The organism is Neobacillus rhizosphaerae, assembly GCF_050477885.1.
In the GTDB taxonomy this organism is placed as follows: domain Bacteria; phylum Bacillota; class Bacilli; order Bacillales; family Cytobacillaceae; genus Neobacillus; species Neobacillus rhizosphaerae_A.
On record NZ_JBCNAC010000027.1, the window covers coordinates 50,745 to 74,454 of the forward strand.

The 23,710-nt window shown below is 42.5% G+C and carries 27 protein-coding genes and 1 pseudogene; 6 read left to right on the forward strand and 22 right to left on the reverse strand.

The annotated features are described in order from the left end of the window. Nucleotides 1-6: 6 nt before the first annotated feature. From ABES03_RS03480 to ssb, 4 genes are all read right to left on the reverse strand, one after another. The gene (locus ABES03_RS03480; protein ID WP_430115159.1) at nucleotides 7-1,122 is read right to left on the reverse strand and encodes a 3D domain-containing protein; all 1,116 of its coding nucleotides are present in this window, start codon (nucleotides 1,120-1,122) and stop codon (nucleotides 7-9) included. Between the two features lie 226 nt (nucleotides 1,123-1,348). Next, nucleotides 1,349-1,759 (reverse strand): hypothetical protein, encoded by a 411-nt coding sequence (locus tag ABES03_RS03485; protein WP_430115160.1) that lies wholly within the window; start codon nucleotides 1,757-1,759, stop codon nucleotides 1,349-1,351. 511 nt (nucleotides 1,760-2,270) lie between these two features. Then, on the reverse strand, nucleotides 2,271-2,495 hold the full coding sequence (locus ABES03_RS03490; RefSeq protein WP_430115161.1) for a hypothetical protein: 225 nt from the start codon (nucleotides 2,493-2,495) through the stop codon (nucleotides 2,271-2,273). Beyond that, nucleotides 2,485-2,856: a single-stranded DNA-binding protein gene (gene ssb / locus ABES03_RS03495; RefSeq protein ID WP_430115162.1), complete on the reverse strand. Its 372-nt coding sequence runs from the start codon at nucleotides 2,854-2,856 to the stop codon at nucleotides 2,485-2,487. The genes ABES03_RS03490 and ssb overlap by 11 nt, the downstream gene beginning before the upstream one ends. A gap of 244 nt (nucleotides 2,857-3,100) precedes the next feature. On the opposite strand from ssb, the gene ABES03_RS03500 reads away from it, so the two are divergent. Further along, nucleotides 3,101-3,532, forward strand: a complete 432-nt coding sequence (locus ABES03_RS03500; RefSeq protein WP_430115163.1) for a YwpF-like family protein — start codon at nucleotides 3,101-3,103, stop codon at nucleotides 3,530-3,532. 151 nt (nucleotides 3,533-3,683) lie between these two features. Continuing rightward, nucleotides 3,684-3,947 (forward strand): hypothetical protein, encoded by a 264-nt coding sequence (locus tag ABES03_RS03505; RefSeq protein ID WP_430115164.1) that lies wholly within the window; start codon nucleotides 3,684-3,686, stop codon nucleotides 3,945-3,947. A gap of 130 nt (nucleotides 3,948-4,077) precedes the next feature. Here ABES03_RS03505 and ABES03_RS03510 read toward each other — a convergent pair whose 3' ends face one another. The 6 genes from ABES03_RS03510 to ABES03_RS03535 all read right to left on the reverse strand — a co-directional run bounded on the left by ABES03_RS03510 (nucleotide 4,078) and on the right by ABES03_RS03535 (nucleotide 8,523). Next, nucleotides 4,078-4,413, reverse strand: a complete 336-nt coding sequence (locus tag ABES03_RS03510) for a hypothetical protein (protein WP_430115165.1) — start codon at nucleotides 4,411-4,413, stop codon at nucleotides 4,078-4,080. Nucleotides 4,414-4,648: 235 nt separating this feature from the next. Then, the gene (gene fabZ, locus ABES03_RS03515; RefSeq protein ID WP_307283638.1) at nucleotides 4,649-5,083 is read right to left on the reverse strand and encodes a 3-hydroxyacyl-ACP dehydratase FabZ; all 435 of its coding nucleotides are present in this window, start codon (nucleotides 5,081-5,083) and stop codon (nucleotides 4,649-4,651) included. 95 nt (nucleotides 5,084-5,178) lie between these two features. Further along, nucleotides 5,179-5,538: a DNA-directed RNA polymerase subunit beta gene (locus ABES03_RS03520; RefSeq protein WP_430115166.1), complete on the reverse strand. Its 360-nt coding sequence runs from the start codon at nucleotides 5,536-5,538 to the stop codon at nucleotides 5,179-5,181. A 392-nt stretch (nucleotides 5,539-5,930) separates the two neighbouring features. Continuing rightward, complete coding sequence (locus tag ABES03_RS03525) at nucleotides 5,931-6,932, reverse strand: rod shape-determining protein (RefSeq protein WP_430115189.1); 1,002 nt, start codon at nucleotides 6,930-6,932, stop codon at nucleotides 5,931-5,933. Between the two features lie 197 nt (nucleotides 6,933-7,129). After that, nucleotides 7,130-7,402: a sporulation transcriptional regulator SpoIIID gene (gene spoIIID / locus ABES03_RS03530; RefSeq protein WP_007086083.1), complete on the reverse strand. Its 273-nt coding sequence runs from the start codon at nucleotides 7,400-7,402 to the stop codon at nucleotides 7,130-7,132. Between the two features lie 527 nt (nucleotides 7,403-7,929). After that, on the reverse strand, nucleotides 7,930-8,523 hold the full coding sequence (locus ABES03_RS03535; RefSeq protein ID WP_430115167.1) for a pyroglutamyl-peptidase I: 594 nt from the start codon (nucleotides 8,521-8,523) through the stop codon (nucleotides 7,930-7,932). Nucleotides 8,524-8,655: 132 nt separating this feature from the next. Between ABES03_RS03535 and ABES03_RS03540 the strand changes: the two genes are divergently transcribed. After that, the gene (locus ABES03_RS03540; protein ID WP_430115168.1) at nucleotides 8,656-8,976 is read left to right on the forward strand and encodes an MGMT family protein; all 321 of its coding nucleotides are present in this window, start codon (nucleotides 8,656-8,658) and stop codon (nucleotides 8,974-8,976) included. A 733-nt stretch (nucleotides 8,977-9,709) separates the two neighbouring features. Here ABES03_RS03540 and ABES03_RS03545 read toward each other — a convergent pair. Both ABES03_RS03545 and ABES03_RS03550 read right to left on the reverse strand, forming a co-directional pair. Further along, nucleotides 9,710-11,704 carry a penicillin-binding transpeptidase domain-containing protein gene (locus ABES03_RS03545; RefSeq protein WP_430115169.1) on the reverse strand — a complete coding sequence of 665 codons (1,995 nt, stop codon included), beginning with the start codon at nucleotides 11,702-11,704 and terminating at the stop codon, nucleotides 9,710-9,712. 251 nt (nucleotides 11,705-11,955) lie between these two features. Further along, entirely contained in the window at nucleotides 11,956-12,822 is an 867-nt protein-coding gene (locus ABES03_RS03550) for a peptidoglycan DD-metalloendopeptidase family protein (protein WP_430115171.1), read from the reverse strand. Nucleotides 12,823-12,968: 146 nt separating this feature from the next. Here ABES03_RS03550 and ABES03_RS03555 point away from each other — a divergent pair, with 146 nt between their 5' ends. After that, complete coding sequence (locus ABES03_RS03555) at nucleotides 12,969-13,388, forward strand: VanZ family protein (RefSeq protein ID WP_430115172.1); 420 nt, start codon at nucleotides 12,969-12,971, stop codon at nucleotides 13,386-13,388. Here the strand turns inward: ABES03_RS03555 and ABES03_RS03560 are convergent. The 8 genes from ABES03_RS03560 to ABES03_RS03595 all read right to left on the reverse strand — a co-directional run bounded on the left by ABES03_RS03560 (nucleotide 13,385) and on the right by ABES03_RS03595 (nucleotide 20,275). Continuing rightward, nucleotides 13,385-14,368, reverse strand: a complete 984-nt coding sequence (locus ABES03_RS03560; RefSeq protein WP_430115175.1) for a nuclease-related domain-containing protein — start codon at nucleotides 14,366-14,368, stop codon at nucleotides 13,385-13,387. The genes ABES03_RS03555 and ABES03_RS03560 overlap by 4 nt on opposite strands. 500 nt (nucleotides 14,369-14,868) lie before the next feature. Then, complete coding sequence (gene spoIID / locus ABES03_RS03565; protein ID WP_430115177.1) at nucleotides 14,869-15,906, reverse strand: stage II sporulation protein D; 1,038 nt, start codon at nucleotides 15,904-15,906, stop codon at nucleotides 14,869-14,871. A 360-nt stretch (nucleotides 15,907-16,266) separates the two neighbouring features. Then, complete coding sequence (murA, locus tag ABES03_RS03570; protein ID WP_430115178.1) at nucleotides 16,267-17,577, reverse strand: UDP-N-acetylglucosamine 1-carboxyvinyltransferase; 1,311 nt, start codon at nucleotides 17,575-17,577, stop codon at nucleotides 16,267-16,269. Nucleotides 17,578-17,609: 32 nt separating this feature from the next. Beyond that, the gene (locus ABES03_RS03575; protein ID WP_430115180.1) at nucleotides 17,610-18,401 is read right to left on the reverse strand and encodes a YwmB family TATA-box binding protein; all 792 of its coding nucleotides are present in this window, start codon (nucleotides 18,399-18,401) and stop codon (nucleotides 17,610-17,612) included. 249 nt (nucleotides 18,402-18,650) lie between these two features. Further along, complete coding sequence (locus ABES03_RS03580; protein WP_430115181.1) at nucleotides 18,651-18,890, reverse strand: DUF1146 family protein; 240 nt, start codon at nucleotides 18,888-18,890, stop codon at nucleotides 18,651-18,653. Between the two features lie 176 nt (nucleotides 18,891-19,066). Then, nucleotides 19,067-19,255, reverse strand: coding sequence for a choline-binding protein A (locus ABES03_RS03585; RefSeq protein WP_430115190.1), 189 nt, complete (start codon nucleotides 19,253-19,255; stop codon nucleotides 19,067-19,069). 430 nt (nucleotides 19,256-19,685) lie between these two features. Next, entirely contained in the window at nucleotides 19,686-19,865 is a 180-nt protein-coding gene (locus tag ABES03_RS03590) for a hypothetical protein (RefSeq protein ID WP_430115183.1), read from the reverse strand. Nucleotides 19,866-19,948: 83 nt separating this feature from the next. After that, on the reverse strand, nucleotides 19,949-20,275 hold the full coding sequence (locus ABES03_RS03595) for a general stress protein (protein WP_430115184.1): 327 nt from the start codon (nucleotides 20,273-20,275) through the stop codon (nucleotides 19,949-19,951). A gap of 292 nt (nucleotides 20,276-20,567) precedes the next feature. On the opposite strand from ABES03_RS03595, the gene ABES03_RS03600 reads away from it, so the two are divergent. Next, a complete protein-coding gene (locus ABES03_RS03600) occupies nucleotides 20,568-20,834 on the forward strand; it encodes an IDEAL domain-containing protein (RefSeq protein ID WP_430115185.1) in 267 nt (88 codons plus the stop codon). Nucleotides 20,835-20,972: 138 nt separating this feature from the next. On the opposite strand, the gene ABES03_RS03605 is transcribed toward ABES03_RS03600, so the two are convergent. Continuing rightward, nucleotides 20,973-22,961: a phospholipase D-like domain-containing protein gene (locus tag ABES03_RS03605; protein ID WP_430115186.1), complete on the reverse strand. Its 1,989-nt coding sequence runs from the start codon at nucleotides 22,959-22,961 to the stop codon at nucleotides 20,973-20,975. 224 nt (nucleotides 22,962-23,185) lie between these two features. Between ABES03_RS03605 and ABES03_RS03610 the strand changes: the two genes are divergently transcribed. Continuing rightward, nucleotides 23,186-23,440 (forward strand): GlsB/YeaQ/YmgE family stress response membrane protein, encoded by a 255-nt coding sequence (locus tag ABES03_RS03610; protein WP_308081873.1) that lies wholly within the window; start codon nucleotides 23,186-23,188, stop codon nucleotides 23,438-23,440. A gap of 99 nt (nucleotides 23,441-23,539) precedes the next feature. Here the strand turns inward: ABES03_RS03610 and ABES03_RS03615 are convergent. Next, a pseudogene (locus ABES03_RS03615) lies at nucleotides 23,540-23,710 on the reverse strand (Crp/Fnr family transcriptional regulator); the annotation flags it as partial.

Consider the following 23,710-nt stretch of genomic DNA (forward strand, 5'->3'; position numbering starts at 1 on the left):
CCTGTTCTATTGTAAAATAACAACTTTAACGGTTCTTCTTCCCCATTGATATGCCTGTGTTTTCGTTGGCACGAGGACATCGATTTTGTGGCCCTTGATGGCACCGCCCGTGTCACCAGCGATTGCTACCCCGTATCCTTCTACCCACACTTTACTTCCAAGTGGGATGACGGATGGGTCGACAGCGATTAATTTCATGTTCGGGTTAGCTCCGATATTGTAGCCTAAAGCCGTAATTGATCCAGAATCGTACGGTGTATAAGCCGTTGCCGTTACATACATCTCTTTGCCGCTGATGGCTACACCGGTATCATTGCTTGGTGTAGAAGGTGATGCTGCAACCGGACGAGCTTTTGCAGCCGCCTGTTCTTGGCTGATTTTTGCCTGAATGGTTTTCATTTGTGACTCAATGCCAGCTTTCTGTTGCTCGGCAAGCGCCATTTGTTGCACGATGGCATTATATTTTTCTTGCATGGCTGTTAAGGTTTGTTGTCTTTTTTGCAAGTTTTGATCAAGCTCTGCCTGCTGCCCGGCAAGAGTTTGTCTTTCATTTTCGAGTGACTGCTCCTGCTTGTCGATTTCTTCTTTGTCCTTCTCTATCTGTTGTAGATCCTCTTTTTGGGCCGTCAAGATGTCTTTATCTGCATCGATCAGGGTGGACGCAGCGCTCGCACGCTGGATGAAATCAGAGATACTGTTAGATTCGAAGAATAGGTTAATCATCAGGTTGATATTATTATTTTGCTGCATTGCAACAGCTCGCTGCTTCATAATATCTTTACGGGCAAGGATTTTATCCTCCAACTGGACGATTTCCTCTTTCTTCTCTTCGATTAATTGATTGATCTCATCCATTTTCTTCTGTGTTTTGGCCATCGCATCTTTGTTGGCCGTAATGGTGTTGTATAAAGACTCTAGCTCATGTTGAATATTTTCTATTTCCTTATTTACTGCTTGTTTTTCTTGCTCTTTTTGCTCTACTAATCTAGTTTTTTCATCTAGCGCTTGTTTAGCATTATGTAGGGCATTACTATTGGTTTGTGCATATGTAATCATATTCCCCGATACACATAACATCATTGTAAGTAACATGAGAATTATACGCTTAGTTGTCTTTTGCATACGCTTCCCCCTCCTTATTAACCTATTTATAACAGATTAATGTACCAGTTATGTTACAAAAACATTAAATGTGTATCACAATTTGTCTTATTTGCAAGGAAAGTGTCAATTCTGTGTCATAACAGCACCATCATTTTACAGTAATGGTGAATGGTGTCAGTGAACGGTGTCAGGCACCACCCGTGGACATTGTCCACCCGGAAAGGACACTTCGCTCGCATTTCCGTTATTCGGCTTCTATTTTCTTTCCTACCGCGAGGACGCGATCCTTGTTCTTTTTTCTTTTTTTGCTTTTACGGTATGGGATGGTACGTAGGAAGGTAACTTTGTTTCCTTTTTTGAAGGCAAAGTTATTGATGATGTCAAATACCTCTTCTTCCGTAAGCTGTTTGCTTTTACTTCCTTGTGTAATCTTTAATGAGTCTCTGTCACAGGTGAGTTGGATATCGGAATCAGAGATTTGAAAAGAATTGTTTTTGTAATCTAGTAGAATATGTTGATAGGAAACGCATGTTGTTTGATGGGATGTCTGATTTGATAGGACGACTGCATCAGAAAAACTAGGCTTGCTTTTAATCCAGCATTCTTGCTTACTTACTTGTTCTCCGATAAATATTAAGGCAACCTTTTCATTCAATCAAATACCTCCAAATATACAATATATGACATCGATGTTTACTATTCGACAATAATTTTATTTTTTCCTGCAAAGGAATACCTAGTTTTTTGGAAATTCGTAAAATTTATTAGCGACATAAACACAAGTTTTAAAATTGGACAGGCAATTGTAGAGGGGGTTTTTTTTCGATATGAGGGGCTAAAACATCAAAGAAGCCGCTGACACGTGTTCAGCGGCTTCTATCAAAAAAACAGGGGGGTTTTTTAATTAGTTTATCCCGCTCGCTGAAATTTAAACCTACATAATAAATTCTCTATAAGAATTCCTCGGTGCTTGACACCGCAAATATCTTTCTTCAAAAAAAATTCCGGCAATGGTTAGCCGGAAAAAACGGGGATGCATACGGAGAGGTCTTTGATTCTTTTTAACAACTGGTACCTGTTGCGGGGAAATCTTCAAAAACTCGCCGAAAAGCTACTCGTTGGGGTAAAGTCTTGGGTGAAAATGATTGAAAAATTCCAATGTAGGATCAAAGGTGAAAGGAAATTTTTTCAGAAGAAGGGTGTGGGGTTCTGGAGTACATGTGAATAGGAGTTCTGTCCCTTTGTTCTAACTGCTGTTCCCTGATGAGCCATTCCAATTGGCTGACCCGTTTTTCCAGGCTGTCAATTTTTTGATTGGATTTACCAACCATTTTTATTAATGTTTCTAGTAACTGTTCTAGATTCCTCGCTGCTTCGCTGCTAAATTCCAACGGTCGTTTCCTCCCTTTTTTGCTCCGTCACTACATCGTGAGGCTTAGCACTTAGGAAACGGATCGTTTCCACCACCACCTCTGTAATGTACACTCTTTTTCCCTCTTTATTTTCGTAATTCCGGGTTTGCAATCGACCAGTGATTCCTACAACAGAGCCCTTTCGGCAATATTGGCACGTGTTTTCAGCGGCTTTCCGCCAAAGTGCGCATTGCACGAAATCAGCCTCAATTTCCCCGTTGTGATTCCGAAAATGTCGGCTGACTGCCAGTGTGACATGTGCGACAGAATTCCCTTCCGGCGTCTTTTTTAATTCTGGATCCTTCGTCAGTCGGCCGACAAGCGTGACCTGATTAATCATGGTTTCAACTCCTTTCATTTGATAGTTCCATCATAGACCCCTGGAGCGTTCCTTGTAAAACGGCTTTAAATGACGTATCCAGGGTTTTTCGCCCGGATACGTGCGCTATCCCCGAGCCTTTGGTCAAAAAGTAGCTTCTACGTTTCTCCGAAATATGATTTTTACAAAACTCGACAAATATTTTTCGACATTTGCTTCTGCTCGACATATGTTATAATTTAGAAAAAAGTAACTGGAGGTTGCGATGAAATCTTTTAAGTTATACTCATTGGACGTTATGGATGGTGAAACTTCGGTTGAAGTTCCTTTAGAAGACGGCTTGATTCTTAATAAGGAAGATGAGCGCTCCACCTGGCTGCTTGAGGCGTATACAGATTTGTCCCTCTATGATTTTTTTAAAACGATTCACGATCAAAGCCGCGATTTAATTGTTGAAGCTGTGATTACGAAGAAGGAGAACGCGCCTGCTTATTTTCAAACGAAGATTGTTTCTTTGAATCAATTTGAAAAGCACATCAGTGTGTTATTCGAAGGTCATCTCCGCCGTAATAAAAGTGATTACTCTGAGCTGCTGCTCGATAGTCTGATGCAAAAAGGGCTAAAGGGTCCTGCCCTTCTTAATGAATTTAAGGAGAAAATGAAGAGTAAACCGAAGATTAAAGTAAAAAATCCTTAATTGTTAAATTTTGATTCTGACCTAGACCAGTCTTCGGACTGGTTTTTTTATGTTGCTTACAGTGATAAATTCACATTTTTGTTGATTTTTTCCGTTTCCCTAGAGATACTAAAAGTGTAAGTTGGAAAATTTATTTTTAGGGGGGGAAATTATGACAGGGATCGTTAGTATTATTGTTGAAATTATTATTGCTATTTTCTTATATGTGGATGCGCCGAAACATAATAAGAGCCCATGGCTGTGGGCTATTCTAGGCTTTTTCTTTGGTCCGTTTGCCTTAGGGATTTACTTTATCAAAACTGGACGCAAAGTAGCTGGTTGGATCATCGTTATCGTCGTCGGACTCCTCTACCTGGCCTTCATCGTCTTATTCGTTCTTGCTGCTGTACTATTTGCGAATGGCTTTGGGGCTTGAACAATACTTTGGTGATGTCACTGGCACACTGATGGTGTCAGGCACCACTCGTGGACACTGTCCACTTGGTACGGTCATGAAATAAAACCGTTAGGAAAAAGGACAGGCTTTGTTGCCTGTCCTTTTTGTTTTACTCGTCTTTGTTGTCTCTGTCCTTAACGTCAATGTCATCCTCGATAATGTCTTCTTGCGGAGTATTGTTGTCTTTGCCTGGGTCTTTATCGTGTGGCGTATTCTTATCTTCAGATTCCGGATAATGGTTGCGGTCAATGATGTTGTTGTCATCGATTACATCGTTATTATCATTAGGCGTTAAATCATTATCCATACGGTTATCTGTCGGTGTATTGATATTGTTATTTGTCGGCGGCGGTGGATTTTGATCATCATTGTCATTGTTACAACCCGCTAACATTACAGCCGATAATACAGAACCCGCAAGCAGCATAAATAACTTCTTCTTCAAGCGTAAAAGCCCCTTTCACCAAATAAGTTTTGACCTGTACTTGCAATGGTCTGTTTTTATCTTTCCCATTGGTAAAAAAATGATGGCTTGAAGTTTTTTACAGCAATGCCTGTTAAAATTGTCTGTTGATGTCCGCTCCAATCAACAGGGTATAAAAATCAACACTGTTCTTCACATAGCCTTCTTATAAAAAAACGACCAAAAGCCCCAGGCTTCCAGTCGTCTAGTACAAAACTTATTCCTTTTTCTCACCCAACGCAAACGTAATTTCTGCTTCACATGCCACTTCGCCGTCAACCGTTGCTACTGCCTTCCCTTTTCCAATCGGTCCGCGCAGGCGGATAATTTCTACCTCAAGACGAAGCTGGTCACCAGGCTTTACTTGCTTTTTAAAACGGCAGCCGTCAATTCCAGCAAAAAATGCTAAGCGGCCACGGTTTTCTTCTTTTTTCAACATAGCCACTGCCCCAACCTGTGCCAGTGCTTCAACAATCAGTACACCAGGCATCACAGGGTAATCCGGAAAATGTCCATTAAAAAACTCTTCATTGGCTGAAACATTCTTAATCCCAACCGCTCTAACTCCCTCTTCTACCTCCAAAATACGATCGACCAGCAAAAATGGATAGCGGTGAGGGATGATTTCTTTAATTTGTTCGATATCAAGCATAAATTAGTACCTCCTACTAGTAACAAGTATTATCCTCTATTCTACTCGAAAAGATACACAAAAGGGAAGGGCTTTCGCTCCCCTTCCCAGCCAATTTATTTTTTATCCACCAAATCTTGAATATGAGTCCAGGTCGACTGTTTAAAAACATCCGCCACTTTTCCACCGCCAAGAATCCCGTAGCCAACCGTTGCTCCCGCCAACAAACTGACGAACGTAAACACAACTAAAAGAACCAGACGAAGCCAGATGGGAATCAGACGAATGCGGATTCGTTTGTAGGTGTGTGGTGCGGCCTCCACCTTTTCATTTGTACGCTCCACCTTCACGCGATCCTTTTTCATCATAGCCTTTTCATCCTTGGCTTTTTGCTTTTCATCCTTCATCTTTTGCTGCTCTTCATATTTAGCTCGTTTAAATTCTTCCCTGGTCTTGGCTTGATTGTTTACAGACATTCACTAATTCCCCTTTAACCGGACTGCCCCATGGGCCCAGTGAGTTATACATATTATAACCAACTTTTTTAAAATCGGTAACTTGAATTTCTTTATTAAAATTGCTTTCGCAAACTGTTGAAAAATTTTCATTACTTCTATTATAAAAAAATATTCCCCATTGCACATTATTTTTTTACGAAAAAAGTAAATTGATGTAAAAAAAACGCAAAATCCGTCTATTAAAGAGGAACCAAAGGCAAATAAAAAAGCCCAATGACTGAGGCTTGTCCAGCCTGCTTCATTAGACTTTTCATGTATCATTCGGGGCATGTTCACCATTGGTTAGATGTCATACAACCACGAGCAATAAAAATGTACAAAATTAAAGTGAATCTTTTACCAGAAAATCCTTATCCTAACTTACGGTTAGCAATGCGATCGATGTTATCAAGCATGATGCCTGTTCCAATCGCAACACAGTCCATTGGATTTTCAGCTACAAGAACTGGAACCTTCAATTCGTCAGCAAGCAACATGTCGATTCCGTGCAGCAATGCGCCACCGCCAGTTAAAATCACGCCACGGTCGATGATGTCCGCTGATAATTCTGGTGGTGTGCGTTCAAGAACACTCTTTGCCGCCTGAACGATGACAGCAACCGATTCACGAAGCGCGGACTCAATTTCTTCCGAACGAACAGTAATTGTGCGTGGCAAACCACTCACCATGTCACGGCCGCGGATTTCCATTTCCTCTGAACGAGAACCTTGGAACACGGTACCTATGTTGATTTTAATATTTTCAGCCGTACGCTCACCAATCAAAAGCTTGTACTCACGCTTGATGTAGTTGAGGATTTCCATGTCAAACTTGTCGCCGGCCATTTTAATGGAGGAAGAAGTCACGATATCGCCCATAGAAAGAACTGCAACATCCGTCGTTCCTCCCCCGATGTCCACTACCATGTTACCGCTAGGTTGGAAAATATCCATTCCAGCGCCGATTGCTGCTACCTTTGGCTCTTCTTCAAGATAGATCTTTTTCCCACCGCTCTTTTCGGCTGCTTCTTTAATCGCCTTTTGTTCGACACTTGTGATGTTCGTCGGGCAGCAGATCAGAATGCGCGGCTTCGATAAAAAGCCCTTTACGTTTAACTTATTAATAAAATGCTTCAGCATTGCTTCTGTTACATCAAAGTCAGCGATAACGCCATCTTTCAACGGACGGATCGCAACAATGTTGCCTGGTGTACGGCCGACCATGCGGCGAGCTTCCTCACCAACAGCAAGCACTTTATTTGTATTTTTATCAATTGCTACGACAGATGGCTCATTCAAAACAATTCCACGGCCTTTTACGTGAATTAACACGTTAGCCGTTCCTAAGTCAATCCCAATATCCCTTGCAAACATTCTCTTTTCTTTCCTCCTCAAAGCGGAATTCCACATGCATTTCCTAATTTTCTATTGTATCATAATCCTTAAAATTTCCATAACGTTTTACTAGAATTTTGATGAATTATGTCGGAAATGTTTTCTTGACAGAGGATTCCAAGAGAACGTCTTCAAGGCTTCACGGAAAACCCCATGTACCCCACTGATGTTGCGGCTTATTTGACAGCCTCGCCTTCCTTTTCTTCTTTTTGATACTTCATCTTTGTCGCTTCCCCACCCCTGAGGTGACGAATTGATTTATGGTAATCTAGGATTTCTTTAACCTCATTTGCTAGTTCTGGATTAATTTCAGGAAGCCTCTCTGTCAAATCCTTATGGACTGTACTTTTGGATACGCCAAACTCCTTCGCAATTACGCGAACCGTTTTCCTCGTCTCCACGATATACTTTCCAATCTTGATAGTTCTCTCTTTGATGTAATCGTGCACACTCTCGCCCTCCCTAATATGGATGTGAGTAGTGTGAAATGAGACCCGCTTATCACTTCGACGAATTCTGCTTCCGTGTGGATCCGACTGCTTGGGCTTCACCTCTCTGGTGTCATCTCTGGTGTCAGGCACCATCGAAAGACATTTGTCCGCATACAATGGACAGTCTTCGAAATAGGTGATACTTGTCGAATTCCACACGACAGAAAGTAATTAACCTTCTGACAATACAATGAATAATCATGTCCCCGACTGAATACCCGCTAACTTCAAACGACTCTTCACCTCAAACACTCTCTTTGTAAAGGTTTGTAACCATTTTATTAGCTTGGATACGGGTTTATGCACAAAATCCACAAACGGGACAAGGCATTCCAAAAGTTTTTTGAAAATTGGACAATTTAACACGGTTCGACAACGTGGAAAAAGCCTGCAATAGGTGGATTTCAGCTTGGAAATATAGGATCACCAGCAATATTTCCCAAGAAATTTGTCGAGCGAAAATTGGCTATTTTTTCAAAAAAATATTATTCTAATGTGCCAATCATGACTTTTACGGCCTCCAGTAAATCCCGATCCGACCAGGACGGCAGCTCTTTTTTTCCATGGATCACTAATTCATGCGACGCTGGGATATGAACAAATCCCACCGGCCTATCCTTCACTTCATGTAGCACCACATACATGACATTGTTACATAGATACGTCCCGGCAGAATTTGAAATCTTCGCCGGAAAGCCGCTCTCATTGAGCTTATTGACGAATTGTCTTATTGGCAGTGTGGAAAAATAACCATCCGGACCATCCTCGATGATGGAAGCATCATTCAGTACGACACCATTGTTGTCCGGCGCGCCATCGCGGCAATTGATGGCGATTCGCTCCGGAGTAATCGTTGACCGCCCCGCCGCGAGACCTAAGGAAAGCACCGCATCAGGCTCCTGTTTTTTGATTTCTTCTAGGATTCGTTCCCCCGCCTTCCGATAATCCACCGGCAACATTAAGCCTTTAATTTGATAATTGCCAATGCAGAATCCATCAAGTTCTTTTACAATTTTCTCTGTTGGATTAATCGGAAACTCCAAAAATGGTTCAAACCCTGTTAAAAGTAATGTTTTCATGCTGCTTCCCCTCTTGTCTTTTTTCAAAATATTATATAATGTTCATAGATTGATTAGAAGGATTTTTCTGATTGTTGACACGCATACTGTTGTGCGCCGAATCGGGAACCACCTCCTGAAAGGAACATTGCCATGACACCTTTTACCGAAAATGTAGTTACTATCATTCGCAGCATCCCTGAAGGCAAAGTCATGACCTATGGACAGATCGCTCGCCTCGCTGGAAGCCCCCGCGCTGCCCGCCAGGTCGTCCGCATCCTCCATTCCATGAGCAAGAAGCACCGCCTCCCCTGGCACCGTGTCGTCAACGTGAAGGGCCAGATTGCCCTACAGGAAGATGAAGCCTATAACGAGCAGGTGCTGTCGTTGGAAGCAGAAGGCGTCCAGGTCGGTCTTGGCGGAGTGATTGATTTGGAGAAATATCAGTGGGAGCCACCTAGCGGACATCTATGACAAAATTTATGTTAATCGTATGGGCCCTTAATTTTATTGATCTTTTCGGGCACGGTTCTACGTTACCACTTGCTCTATTTCTCGCTCAGTTCGGGCACGTAGAACCCTTCTGCGTTACCCGAAACTCTCTTTCTCTCTGGTTCGGGCACGTAGAACCCTCCTACGTTTACCGGCACCTCAAAAAAGCCAGGCATATATCCTGGCTCAAGTATCTTCCTTTCAATTATGTGTTGATTACCTCTTGAAGTACCATTTAAATTACCTTTTTTATATGATTTCCTTTCTTACTCGTCACTTTTGATCATTTATTCGTCAAATTTATGATTAACTCGTCGATTTTCTATTTTCCTCGTCAACTTTCATAAATTACTCGTCACTTTCCCCATTTTACTCTCCAACCACAAAACTACACCCACTCCTTCATTAAAAAACCAGGCGTTTAGCCTGGCTCTAGTATGTTCCTTTCAAATTATGTATTGATTACCTCTTGAAGTACCTTTAAAATTACCTTTTTTAAATGATTTCCTTTCTTACTCGTCACTTTCGTGAATTACTCGTCAAATATATGACTTACTCGTCGATTTTCCATTTTACTCGTCAAACTTTACACTTTACTCGTCAATAACCTCATTTTACTCGCCAACTACTAAACTAAACTAAACCCACTCTCCATAAAAACACCACAATTATGCACAAAAAAACGCCCGGTCCCCCAGGCGCCAAAACATAAACATTACTTCCAATTCATAAAAATATTCTTCACCTTTTTCACAGGCACCTGGGAGCCACCTCGGCCCTGCACGTTTTCCACCATCATCGCCACCATTAAGCTCGGGTTATTCGTGTTATAGGCAATAAACCAGCCATTTTCAGAGCCCGTTTCCCCCTGCTTCTGCTTAATCTCAGCTGTCCCTGTTTTTCCAGAAAGCGGATAGTCCGCCATCTCCGCCGCATGCGCCGTTCCACCCGCATCGCCAACAATCTTCCGTAAATCCGCAGCAATCAACGCAGCATGCTCACTAGAGACCGCCGCCTCCTTCCACACCTGTCCCTGCTGCTCATCAGCTAATAGCGTCGGCTTAATCATATTGCCATTATTCATAAATGGAGTATATGACGCCAGCAAATGCACAATGCTCATCTGGATTTGCCCCTGGCCATATCCAGAATCCGCCAATGCAATATCACTGTCCATTTTTCCAATCTGCGATGTCTCAAGAGGATACGTGTACCCCAACTCCTCTTCAAACCCGAACTTCTTCAGTCCTTCCGCAAACCCCTCTTTTCCCATTTTCAACGCTGCTTGTGCGAAATAAATATTATCCGAGAACACGAGTGCTTTTTCTAAATTAACCGGACTGCCCACATGTACCCTCGTCACAAAATAACCACCCCACGACTGATCCTTTTGCCATTTCGGACCAAGAATCGGAACCTGCTCTGTAGGAATAACCGTCCCCTTCTCTAACCCCACAGAAGCCGTGATTGCTTTCATCACCGACCCAGGTGCATACAACTGTTTAAAACGCGTCGTTAACGGCTTCCTCGCGTCATCCTGCAACGCCTTCCACTCGTCAGCCGAGAAGCCTATCACCGCTTGATTCGGATCAAACGCCGGACTGCTGACAAGCGCCAACGTTTCGCCGGTCATCGGGTTCATCGCTGCTGCCGTCCCAGCCTCCCCATTCAGCTCGTTATAGGTCGCTAGCTGCAACTCCGCATCAATCGTTAATTTCACATTTTGCCCGTTCGCTACCGGCTTTTCGGCGAGCACCTCTTCGCCGCCTACCTTCTTCTTAATGACGATTTTTACGCCGCTCGTGCCCTTCAGCTGCTCATCCAACACCTGCTCGAGGCCGCGCTTCCCAATTACATCGCGACTCGTGTATCCTTTGTCTTTCCTCTTTTCCAGCTCATCCGCCGTAATCGGACCCACATAGCCGATTAACTGCGCCGCCGCTTCCTTATACGGATATATCCGTGCCCCCACCTTACGCGTCTGCACAGGCCCTAGCGCAACCAACTGGGCAATCCGCTCCTGGTCATCCATCGATACCTTCTTCAGTGGCACAAACAACCCCGGCTTCACCCAGCTCGCGCTGAGTGCCTTCTGAATCTGTTCGGGTGTCATTTTTAAGAGTGGTGCTAATTGTGCGATGATCGCCTCTTCCACCTTCCCGGCAACCACTCCCACCTCATACACCTGGCCATTCACAGCTAGTCCATTTCCGTTGCGGTCAAGAATTTCCCCACGGGTCGGTGCCACCGTGCTCAAACTGATCTTGTCGCCTTCCTTCATTTTTGGAAAAATGAACCCTGTATGCCAGTCTACATACCAGTTTTTCTTATCGTCTTTTTCTTCCTTTTGTAACTTCGCTTGTTGGGTAAATTGAATCGTTCCTGCGATGCTGCTCATTTTTGCGGTAAAAGAATACTGGGCTTGTTCTTTATCAGCCTGCTTATCTTCTTTCGGTTTTTTGAAGTTAATCTTGAGGTCAGTAATCTGAAGGTCTTCGTAGATTTTTGTATAGCGGCTCGTAAACTCTTCTTTGGTGATTTTCTGCTTCGCATCCTGTGAAAGATAGTCATACATCTTATCAAACTTCTGCTTATTCCATAAGGCTATGTAATCAGAAAAACGATCCTGCGGTGTCGGCTCCTTACTGCACCCGGCCAGCGCAGCAACAACCAGAAGCACCCCAACCAAGAACACTGTAACTCTCCTCACACTTATCCCTCCTTCTACATCCATTCTAACATATATGCAGGACAAGCACCTTTCTTGCACAAAAGATGGGGGGGCAGGCTCCATTCGTGACAATTGGACTCTCCTAAAAGATGGTGTCAGGCACCACTCGTGGACATTTGTACGCCCCAAGAGAACACTTCCCATGTGTCTATGTCTTTGGTGCCTGACACTCAAATAAAGACAAAAAAAAGAGGAAAGTATTTCCCCTTCCCCTTTGGTCACATTCATTATTATGAATTTTTGTTTTGTGTAGAGTTCATTGATTCGTCGTCCGTTTTTTCGTCAGAAGACTTATCGTCACCTGATTTTTTATCGTCAGTAGAGTTCGCAGGATCATCAATCATTTGCTCATCTTCCTTGATTTGTGGACTATCTACAGAATCACTTGAATTGTCATCCGAAAGCTTGTCTTCCTGTAACGTAGTTAACGATTTTTCAAAATAATTCGTTGGGTTTACAGCAACACCGTCTTTGCGAATTTCAAAATGTACATGGGTTCCAGCTTTTTCATTGAACAAGCTTTGTCCAGCCTTGGCAAGAACTTGTCCCTGTTTTACTTCTTCGCCAACCTTGACCTTTATATCTTTAACTGATTGATATTGTGTTACAATACCTTTGTCGTGCTCTACTTCAATGACATTACCTAGGACTGCATCTTCATCGACACGAGTAACGGTACCGCTTAATGATGCAACTACATCAAAAGTCTCGCCGTCTTTCATCGTGATATCAATACCAGTGTTTGGAACATACGTATTGTTGTAGAATACTAATGCTGCTTCCTGGTCTTCTGCTTTGCCTTGGAAATCATAGAATTTCATTTTTACGACTGCGGCATCAGCCTTGGCCACCGGCATCTTGAAGTTTTCCAACGGTTTGTTAACTTCAACAGCTGGTGTTTGATTCTTTTTACCAGCAAGATCAGTGGACTTGTAATCGTATTTGTCTGTCGCACTATTGCTAGTTTGGAACCATAGAACTGCGGTCAGAATGATTGCTGCACTTGCAATATAGATGGCTGGAAATACCCAACGCTTCTTGAAAAAGCGTTTTACACTGGAACTTTGAGAAGATCGTTTGTTTTCTTCCTCTCTCATTTTCATCACCTCAGCAATCATTCTGAACAGATAAGTAGAATTATATACACAAGTCAAAAAAATTTTTTTGCAGTTATTTTTCGACAACCCTATTCTTTTTATGCATGAAGGTGAAAAATTTTTTTACTACTAGGGGGAATATTCACATGAACATACTATTTAAATGGGGCTTACGGGTTCTGCCCCTCGCGTATATGGCCATCATCTGGATTCAATCCAGCCTGCCATCCGACCATTTTGTCGAGCTACCCGATGCGTCCCTCGACACAACTATCAAGGAATCCTTACATTTAGTAGAATTTGCCATTCTGTATGTTTTACTAGTGTTGGCCTTCTTAACGCGAAGCCGCCAGATTACCCAAACCCTGAACGTAGCCTGCGCCGTATTCGCCGCCCTCTACGGAATCAGCGATGAAATTCACCAATCGTTCGTACCATACCGCTCATCATCGCTATTCGATTTTGTCAAAGATATCATTGGAATCAGCGTGTGTTTTTATTTTATAAGAGGGGCCTTGTTTGGAGGGAGATTTCAACGGCTTGGGAAAATACTAAGAACACTTTAGCTTTTCGGTTGATGATACACACGATTTTTAAATGTTCCAGTGTAGGGAAGGTTCATCGATTTTATGATCTTCTGACCAATATGAATGGTGGGAATATGCAAGAATTCACAGATTTCAGCATTCGTAAACGAAGGTTTTATTATTAGAAAATAATCATTAATGGATGGAGCATGGGCGGTTTTTGACATTAGATTACACTTTAAACAGCACCATTTCCCTCCTTTATAAATCATTGGGATTGTGAAACAATCTGGACATTGTACACCGGTAATGATGTCTTTTGGTGATAATTCGTAGGCTTTGAGGATATTCGGGTCATCAGGCGTGTGATTTGTTAAAAGGAGGCGCTTCATTTTTTTCAATTCTTTTTTGTCTAGTTTGTCCTTTTTATAATAGTTGCGTATTTGCTCAATCTTCTCTAACACATTTTCACTGTTACAAATATGTAGAATCATTTGGTCATTGTGTGGTTCAGTTTTTATGAAAGTTCTTTCATTGCTATTTACAAAAAAATAATGAATAGGAAATTCAGGGCAATTATGTTTTCGCAGCCAAACTTTAAGTTTTTTTGCTTGGATTTTTGCTTGCAGGACCGGGTTTTTAACCCTTTCTTCTTCACCATTCCTTTTGCACAGCGTTTGATTAAACTCTTTTTCAAAAGTCAGTTCCCCAGCTACATTCTTTACCTCCAAAACCATCGCAAAAGTGGCACAAAGTAAAAGAAAATCCATTTGAAAATAGAATTGCCCGTCAAATAGGCGAAGTCCATGAAAAATGTAGTAATCTTCTTCAGGAAGCATACATAAGTAAAAGTACACTGATTTCTCCCCTCGGTATCCAGCCATTCTTCTTTTATATTCGGCCACCACCTCAGGATATTTTGGATTTAACTCGGATAATCTTCTAATAAGTGTTTCAAGCTTTTCCATTCTTGGTGTCATACGCATCTCTTTTGCAATCAAACACATCATTCCTTTCATTTTTTTCTAAAATTCCCTTTCTACTTACCATATCCCTGCAAAAATCGACAGTAATTATGAACTTTTTGTAAACTTCTGATTGGTTCCTGCTGCTTTGTTTGGTTTACTCGTCACTTTTGGGGGGTTACTCGTCAAAAAATATGAATACTCGTCAATCTTCACACTTTACTCGTCAGAAACCCCATTTTACTCGCCAACCACTTAAATACACCCTGTTTTCCACTAAGAAGCCAGGCGTTCAGCCTGGCTCAGGTATCTTCCTTTGAAAATATGCGTTGATCTCCTCTTGAAGTGCCTTTAAAATTACCCTTTTTATATAAATTCCTATCTTACTCGTCACTTTTGGCAGTTTACTCGTCAAAATTTACGATTACTCGTCTACTTCTCATTTTACTCGTCAATCTTCACACTTTACTCGTCAAAAACCCCATTTTACTCGCCAACCACCTTTAGCAACACAAAAAAGCCAGGCTCCACCCACGCCTGGCTTTCCCCACACACTACTTCTGCGCCGTAATCGTCGCCATCAAACTCTCTGCCGACGTAATCTCGACCCCCTGATAATAGTGCTTCACAATATCCTTATAATTCTTGCCTTCCTCCGCCATCCCGTTCGCTCCGTACTGGCTCATCCCCACGCCGTGGCCGAAGCCCTTCGTCGTAATCACAATATTCGCGCCCTTGCGCTCCCAGGCAAAATCCGACGACCGAAGATCCAGCTTCTCGCGGATATCCTTGCCAGAAAGCACCTTGCCATTAAAATCAACCTTCGCCACGCGCTTACCCGTCGTACGCTCCACAATCTTGCCCACCTGCGACCCTGTGCCCACCTTCACACCGAGCTTCGCCTCAAACGCCTTCACCGTCATCACCTTCTGGCTGTTAAACTTCGGTGAGCTCTTATCCCACGGGCTCGACACACTTCTTAAATACGGAATGTTACCTGGCCAATAATCCTCCGAATTCTCAGTATATCCATTACTGGTAGAGAAAAAAGTAGCCTGAATCGCCTCACCCTTGTAGGTCAAAATTTGCCCTGCCGTCGAACGGACCGCCTCCACTACCTTCTTCATTTTCCAGTTATAATCCGCGCCCCACGCTCTCCTCAGCTCATCATCACTCTTGTACACCTGATGGATTTGCGTGTCCGTGACCTGAGCCCCTTTAGGAGCCCCTAGCGTATCCTTACTGACCAATCGCTTCACAATATACGTTCTCGCTGTAAGTGCCTGGGCCTTAAGAGCTTCCTCTTTGAAATCTGCCGGCATCTCTGCTGCCACAACACCAACGAGATAATTTTCTAAGTTCACTGTCTCGATCTTTGATTTCGCGGAACGAAACACCGCTACTTCGACCGCAGCATCCGCGGAAGGTGACGCCGCTTTCGCATTTTCCGCCGAGGTCTTCTTCAAATCTTCACCTAATTTTCCGCTCGCCCTATGCTCATCCGAAAACGGTAACACAAGAACAGCTGGAACAACTAAAGTCAGGGCAATGAGGAGTGTCGCTAGTACGATGAGTGGTTTGATTTTTTTCATGATTGTGCCTCCAGTTTGTAAAATTCACACCCGGCGCAAATCAGCCGAGTTGCGTCTCCATTCATACATATGGAAGCGGACAAGCATTTATTACACAAACTTTTATAAAAATGAACTCCATCCCTGGTACCTCACAAGGTTCCAGCTGAGATAAAAACGGTGCACCAAACCCAGTGTCTCTCCCACGCACATAAGTGTCCACGAATGGTGTCAGGCACCATTGAAGGCACCAATATCGAACACTGTACCGATGGTGTCAGGCACCGAATAAAATGGCACCGCACAAAGTACGGTGCCACAAATCCCCATAAAAAAACAGACCCTGATATCCATCAGGGTCCGTTGTCTTAATTATTACCATTATGCGTTCATGTCGCTAACGAATTTTTCGGTTTCCACGAAGATTTCGTCTGCTTCTTTGACACGTTCGATGTCAGCGCCTAATCCAGCTAGTTTGCCGTGGAAGTTCACGTAACCGCGATCCAAGTGCTTCAACTCAGTCACACGCGTCACGCCATCTGACACTAAACCAGTTAAGATTAATGCAGCAGCTGCACGAAGGTCTGTTGCGGAAACTTCCGCACCTTGTAAGTTAGAAGGACCATTTAAAATAACCGAACGACCTTCAATTTTGATATCCGCATTCATGCGGCGGAATTCCTCTACATGCATAAAACGGTTTTCGAATACCGTTTCCGTAATCATAGAAGTACCCTCTGCACGAAGCAATAACGCCATCATTTGGGATTGCATATCCGTTGGGAATCCTGGATGCGGCATTGTTTTGATGTCAACGGCCTTTAACTTATCAGGACCGATTACACGAACGCCGTCCATTTCCTCACTGATCTCAACACCCATCTCCTCCATTTTTGCAATAAGAGAAGAAAGATGCTCAGGAACTGCACCCTTTACTAATACATTTCCGCCAGTAATTGCAGCAGCAACCATGAAGGTACCTGCTTCAATACGGTCAGGGATAATGTTATGATCGGCACCAAATAACACATCGACACCTTCAATACGAAGCGTGCCCGTACCTGCGCCTCTTACTTTAGCGCCCATTTTATTTAAGAAATTAGCCAGATCTACAATCTCTGGTTCTTTTGCGACGTTCTCGATGATGGTTGTACCCTGTGCAAGAGTTGCTGCCATCATGATGTTCTCAGTAGCACCAACACTTGGGAAATCCAAGTAAATCTTTGCTCCCTTTAAGCGGCCATTAACCTCCGCTTCAATAAAGCCGTTTCCAACCTTCACTGTTGCACCCATGGCTTCAAAGCCCTTTAAGTGCTGGTCGATTGGACGAGATCCGATTGCACAGCCGCCAGGTAAAGCGACTCTTGCACGGCCATTACGTGCCAACAAAGATCCCATGACTAGAACAGACGCGCGCATTTTTCGAACGTATTCGAATGGCGCCTCTACTTTCAACTCTCTGGATGCATCGACGACAACTGTATTGTTTTCGAACACGACTTCAGCATTTAAGTTGCGTAAAACTTCATTGATAGTATATACATCGGAGAGTGTAGGTACATCACGTATCACACTTTTTCCATCACTTGCTAATAATGTTGCAGCGATAACAGGCAGGACGGCATTTTTTGCGCCTTCTACTTTAACCGATCCTGTAAGCCTTTGTCCGCCGCGGACGATGATCTTTTCCAAGAGTATTCCCCTCCGCGTCCATTTTCTCTATATTAATATTCAATCGTTATGATTGGTGTGCCAACTACAATGGTAGTCTTACCGCCCAATCGTTCGGAGCGTATACCAATTTGTAAATTCATGTTATCTCTTTGATTTTCTATGGAGCCAGTAAACATCGGCGAATTCGCCGAAACAGACATGAATGTCTCCTCTTTTAACGCTTCGATTTCTTTTGCATGAAAAACGGACAGTAACTTCTTTACTGTTATGGGTAAAGCCGTATCAATCTTATCACTGAAAACGCCTTTCATACAAGAAAAAACTGTAGGTTTTCCACGAAATATGTCGGATAGCCTACTTTTAAATTCCTTAGTAGTGAAATAAGCCGCTATCGCTTTATTCCACTCTTTTCCACTGACACTATATACTATATACGCATTAACAGGTTGTTTTGTGTGGGTTGCCATAATTTGAAGCATTTCGCTGTGGTGTTTTGATGTTGGAGATACTGCTGTTACTTCCCATTTTTGGCTGGTATTTTCAATTGACCAATCCCAATCGGGGAACTTTTCCTGAAGTTGTTCGGCGTATTCCTTCACGTCCCGCTCACTTTTTATGCCGGTCATTTTTTCTCTTGCATAAAAAGACCATTCATCGAGCAAAATATTTTCGGCTTCTAAAACAGAGCCGATTTTTGCCAGATCGTCGGCACCATCCGGATTCGCTTGAAAACGTGTAAAAGCACCATTACCATTTGCTTCAGTTGTGTTGTACCCGAAAACAACCAGGATCAAACTTAAAATTGTCATCACAGATAAAAAAAACGAACGATATCTTTTCATCTCTCTACTCCCCCTTACTACCATTGTTACCAGGTAGCGGGTGAGCATACTTGGGAATTGTCGTCACATTTAGACAAGTTCCAAAAACTTAACTCTAAAATTGACAAGTTCCTAAGGGAGACAACCTTAGCTTTCCACATAAAGATGATTGTACTCAAAATATCGTTAAATGGGAACATGTACGAAGACCTAAATTTTTTCCAATTGTATGTACAGGATTAGTAAAATTGTCATTTTGAACCATTTTTTCTAATTATTGAAAATCAATGGCAGTTGTCTGGACCATTGAAGATAATCCAGGAAAAAGTTACTAACAGATGATCCGATGAAAATGGCTAATAATATATAGAGAAGCCGTGCTTGAAAGACATGGTTTGGCCTAATCAGCTTTTCTAAGCGAATCGACTGCAGTGCCCACCAGGAAATGGCAATGAAAACCAAATGTGACAGGATGCTGACTAACGCCAATTGCCCAAAATCATTTATCATTCTGCTACCCCCTTTTTACACACAAGGACTATTCTAACATATAGACGAAGGAAAGATATAACAGTTTCTATTTTTTTCAAACTCCCCCTTAAATGTGACGATTTTGTGAAAACTTCTAACACTTTAATCTTAAAAAACGCAAAAAGCCGCATCGAGAGTCCGACACGGCTTTCAAACTAATGGCTGAAGCTGCCACTTGCGTTGAAGTAATACCATTTTCCACTAATCCAAACCCGTCCCGTTACCATTGCCCCGGAACTGTTAAGGTAATACCATTTTTTATTGTAGTACAACCAACCGATTCTCATCGCCCCCGAACTCTCAAGACAATACCACTTGCCTCCATCAACCCAATCGGTTCGTATGAATGCTCCACTTTATTAAAGTTGAACAACATCACCTAAACCTAAGTTAATGAAGAAAGTGGACTAAGGTCCGTCCATGTTGTCTCTCTATTTGCATTATGTATATCAAATTCCATTATACTCCATTTTTGTAAGAAAAAATAAAAATTTTCGAAGAAGCGTTCTATCGAATCGGGATAATTAGTATTGGTTAAAAATGGAGTTTGGCGGAATAATTGGCGAGGCTGGCGGAATTCTACGTGAATCCGGCGGAATATTTCCTGGATGTGGCGGAATAAACCGTAAATCCGGCGGAATCCCATAAAAAGTCGGCGGAATCCCACCTTATCACAAGCAAGTTTTTCCCAAAAAAACAAACTAACTGCCTAAATTCCGTTCGTCTTTCTCTAAACGGGATTTAGGCAGCTAGTTTGGGTGTGTATATATTAATTTACGCTTCATTCCATACTCGATATAGGTTTAATGGGACGTACACTCGGTCTCCCTGAATCTCTCGGTGAATAATCGGGGTCTCAAAATGCTGCTCCAGGTTGCGTTCTGATCGTATTTTATGACGTGCTCGCTCACTAGCTCCTACTAATTTCTCCAAACTTAAATTCGAAAATTTCATCTCGTTCCTCTCCTTTTTATTAATAAAATGGAATCGATAGGAAACAAAAGACCCACACTTTTGCTTCCTATCAAGTATTGACCTCATGCAGATTTTGTTGCTACAACGACCACTCGGCCATGATCCATTTCTTCCTCAAAGCGCTCGGCCTCTGATTGTGACAAGCCTAACGACTCCAGCTTCGTACGCAGCTCATCTCCTCGTGAGCGAAACACATTGGCCATGCTATCAAATAAGCCTTGTTCGGCGACACCAACATCGTTAAGGTCCAGACCATCCGCTAGGTTCTCAGAACGATTTTTATCGTGCGCCAATAAATAAATCTCATCCTTCGTATAGCCCTGTGTCATCAACTGTTCAATTTCCCTTTTCGCTTGTACACCATTTTCAACGACTTTCACAGTTTCCATTGTTGTTTCCTCCTTGTGATTTGAATGAGCTGCCTTTTTCATTAGCAGCTTGTCGTTCTACTTGTTATATAACCGCTCCTGAAAAATTGAAACCTATTAATCTAAAAAATTTTGATGGGTTAAAAATGAATTCACTGTGGGTATATAGGAAATAGATTTTTACTGACGAGCTAAAAGCTGCAATTATTATGGAGGTGTACGAATGATGAGGAAACTTTTATGCAAGAACTGTGGGAACGCTGAATTTTACATCATTAATATGAACGAAACATTGTGCAAGTGCGGTTGCCGATTGTCGAAGCTCAGCGATTATCGCTGGGAGGAATCAAAGAAATGGAAAGAAGTCTATCTTGAAGAGCAAAAGCGGCAAACCGAACTGATCTTTAAGATTAGTTTAATAAAGAGGAAAATCGACACGTGCTTGGATGAGCGAGACCAAGATGGCTTCAAAAAGCTCACCTCGGAACTAAAAGCCTGTGAGAAAGCATTAAAGACTGGAACGCCCTACCCTAAATCACGAGTGCGTGAGCGAATCCAGCACAATAAAGATGTCGTTTAACTACAAAAAAAAACTCGACCAGCTGAACAAGACCGGATAGAGCCGGTTTTGTTCAGCGGACGAGTTTTTTCATATAGGCTCTTTATAGTTGTCTCTTGATTTCCGTTTCCAGGTGCCTCGTGCTTTCCGCAGGCGTTCTTATTGAATGAATGCTTCCTGTGATGGAACCTGTCCACCTGCTACCTGATAACGAGCATAAAATTCCTGTAAAAATTGATTGGCAATTTTATCACTATGAATTACGAGCATGTTTTCATCATTGGTTGCGTCCCCGTTTGAACTCCAGTTCGTTGAACCTACTACTACCATTGGATCACTGCTCGTATTCGGATCGATAATCATCGTCTTGGCATGAAGCTTACGCGATTCTTTTCCTGTATAAACGGGCGCAGGCGTGTTCCAACGAGTGTTCGGATTGTCCACGCTTGTTTGCGACGCTGTTCGTTGCGTCATGTCCACAGAAGCCGACCACCATTGATTCCAAAAACTAGGATCGAATAATCCCTTCATATCAAATCCCGTACGAGTTCCTTCCATATCATTATAGGAACCTTCCCACTTATACTTTAATTCGTTGACTAAGGTTTGATCAGAGAATGCAAAAATCTCAAAATAGGCCCGATGCTGTGCTTCATTTTTCACCGCATTGGTTATACGATTTAATGCGCCATCCCCAGGAGAGAAATAGACCTCAACAAGCGTCCCATTTACATTGACTTGATGCGCCGTATTATCGGTTTTCCGGCTATGAAATTTCGCGTTTGTTGGATTTGGAACAGCCGTGTTACTTCCATACATCTCTTGAAATTCCGTTTTGTAAATCGAAGCAAGGTCAACAGAGTTAATTTCTACTGTCTGGTTTTGATTGCCATTCAACAAGTCTTGGTTCATATCTTCATCCGTTCCGTATGTACCCGTCTCGGTAAAATTCCACGTACCTGTCCACACCCACTTCCCATCAATGATCATAAATTTATTATGCATTTGATCACCAGGAGCATAGTAAGACCCATCCGCTTTGCGTTCCGCATCCACTAACAAATGCCCTGTTTGGTTTCCTGAACCAATTTTCACCGTTTGAACAGGGAAATCATCGAAGGAAGCCGGAAGACCATATTTTGCACGTAGGGTAGCGTCTTCTTCCACAAACATAGCGGAGTCCCCTAATATATGTGCATCATCCGCTGTTCCAACCATTTGGTCTTTCCCACGAATTAATTTTTCTAAATTCAGTCTATGAATGCCGTAGCGGTTTTCTGTATCATTCGGGTCCACGTCTTTTGCATCTGCAACCACGCGGACTGTTACGCCCTGGCTTGCTTTATCCACTAAGGTATTCACTATTTTAGGCAGGTTTAATTCATAGGTGGCTACATCAATTGAACTGGTGGCTTGACTGATGCGACTCACTAATTGATCTTCTAAATTGATGCTCCAATTCGCTTCGTTTCCATCATAGGCAAACTGCGGCAGGGCTGTTTTGTTAAAATAAACATTGATGGCGCCGTCCGCATTCGAAACATGGTTTAAGTGGTGGATGGTCCCTTGTGATGTCCCCACTGAATTCGCTAATTTAGGTGTTCCAAAACCACCGTCATAGGCTGCGGTAGCTGTCTTCCAATTGGAAGACACATCGCCACTATCTGCCGCATTGACACGTTCCATCGTGGCTTTCGTATTGTTGTCACCTGCATACCAAGATGAAACTGTATCTACTAAATTACCATTTGCATCATACAACTCTAATGCTTCTGCCGAATTTCCTAATGCCCCCGTATAAATTTGGTCGGCTTTCACACCGACAACCGCATCATCGGTCGAACGCTCCAACAGAAAATAGCTGCCCGCCTTAACCGTACCTGATAGATTGATAGAAGGGCTTCCGTCTTTCGCCTGCAGCTTCCATCCCGTTAATGATAGATCTTGACTGGTGTTGTTCTTTAGTTCCATCCATTCATTGTTGTAGCTTGTGCTTGTACCCATCCATGCCACTTCATTTATGGCAACGGGTGAATTGGTTACAGCTTTTGCCGGTTCGTTTCCTGTAAAAAGAGTAGAAAATAGGACTGTTGATAACGCTCCGATAGAAAATACTTTCTTCAAGGTACTCTGTTTCTTAGACGGCATAAACGATGTTTCCCCCTGTGCTCGTTTTATTTTTCTTTAACGTCAAAAATTTAACACCGCAATTATAGCACGGGGATCTTAGGGGTTAGATGAACAAGAAGTCCTATCCTTCGTAAAAATATTGTAAAGTTTCAATAAATAATATTTTTATGTTTAAGGCTCCTTAAAGCGGGTATTTAATAATCAGAGTTACTTACTTAAAAAAAAGAAAGGAGAGAAATCATATGGGATTCATTTGGGCATTAATTATCGGAGGAATTATTGGCTGGTTAGCCGGACTTATTTTGGGGCGTGACCTGCCAGGTGGTATCATTGGAAATATTATCGCAGGATTCATTGGAGCATGGTTGGGATCCTTCCTATTAGGAAGCTGGGGTCCTGAAGTCGGAGGCTTCTTTATCATCCCGGCTCTCATTGGTGCGATTGTCCTTGTATTTATTGTAAGCTTTATTTTAAAAAGCATGAAACGCACTGCGTAACATCATTCATTATCCGTTCAAACAACAACATCCCCCCTACCTATATAATATAAAGAGACTGCAAACTAGTTGCAGTCTCTCTTTTTGTTTCTACCGTCGTTAAGCCGTTTTCTTTTGTTTTACATTACCTTTGTTCATTTTTCTGAAGTAAGGTACAACCCAGCGATCTAAACCGATTTTACCAGCGTTGTAGCCAGCAGTTAAGATGATGAAGCCAAGGAAGATGTCTCTAGGGTTGTGAGATACAGTTCCAGCTAAGAAGAAGCTGAA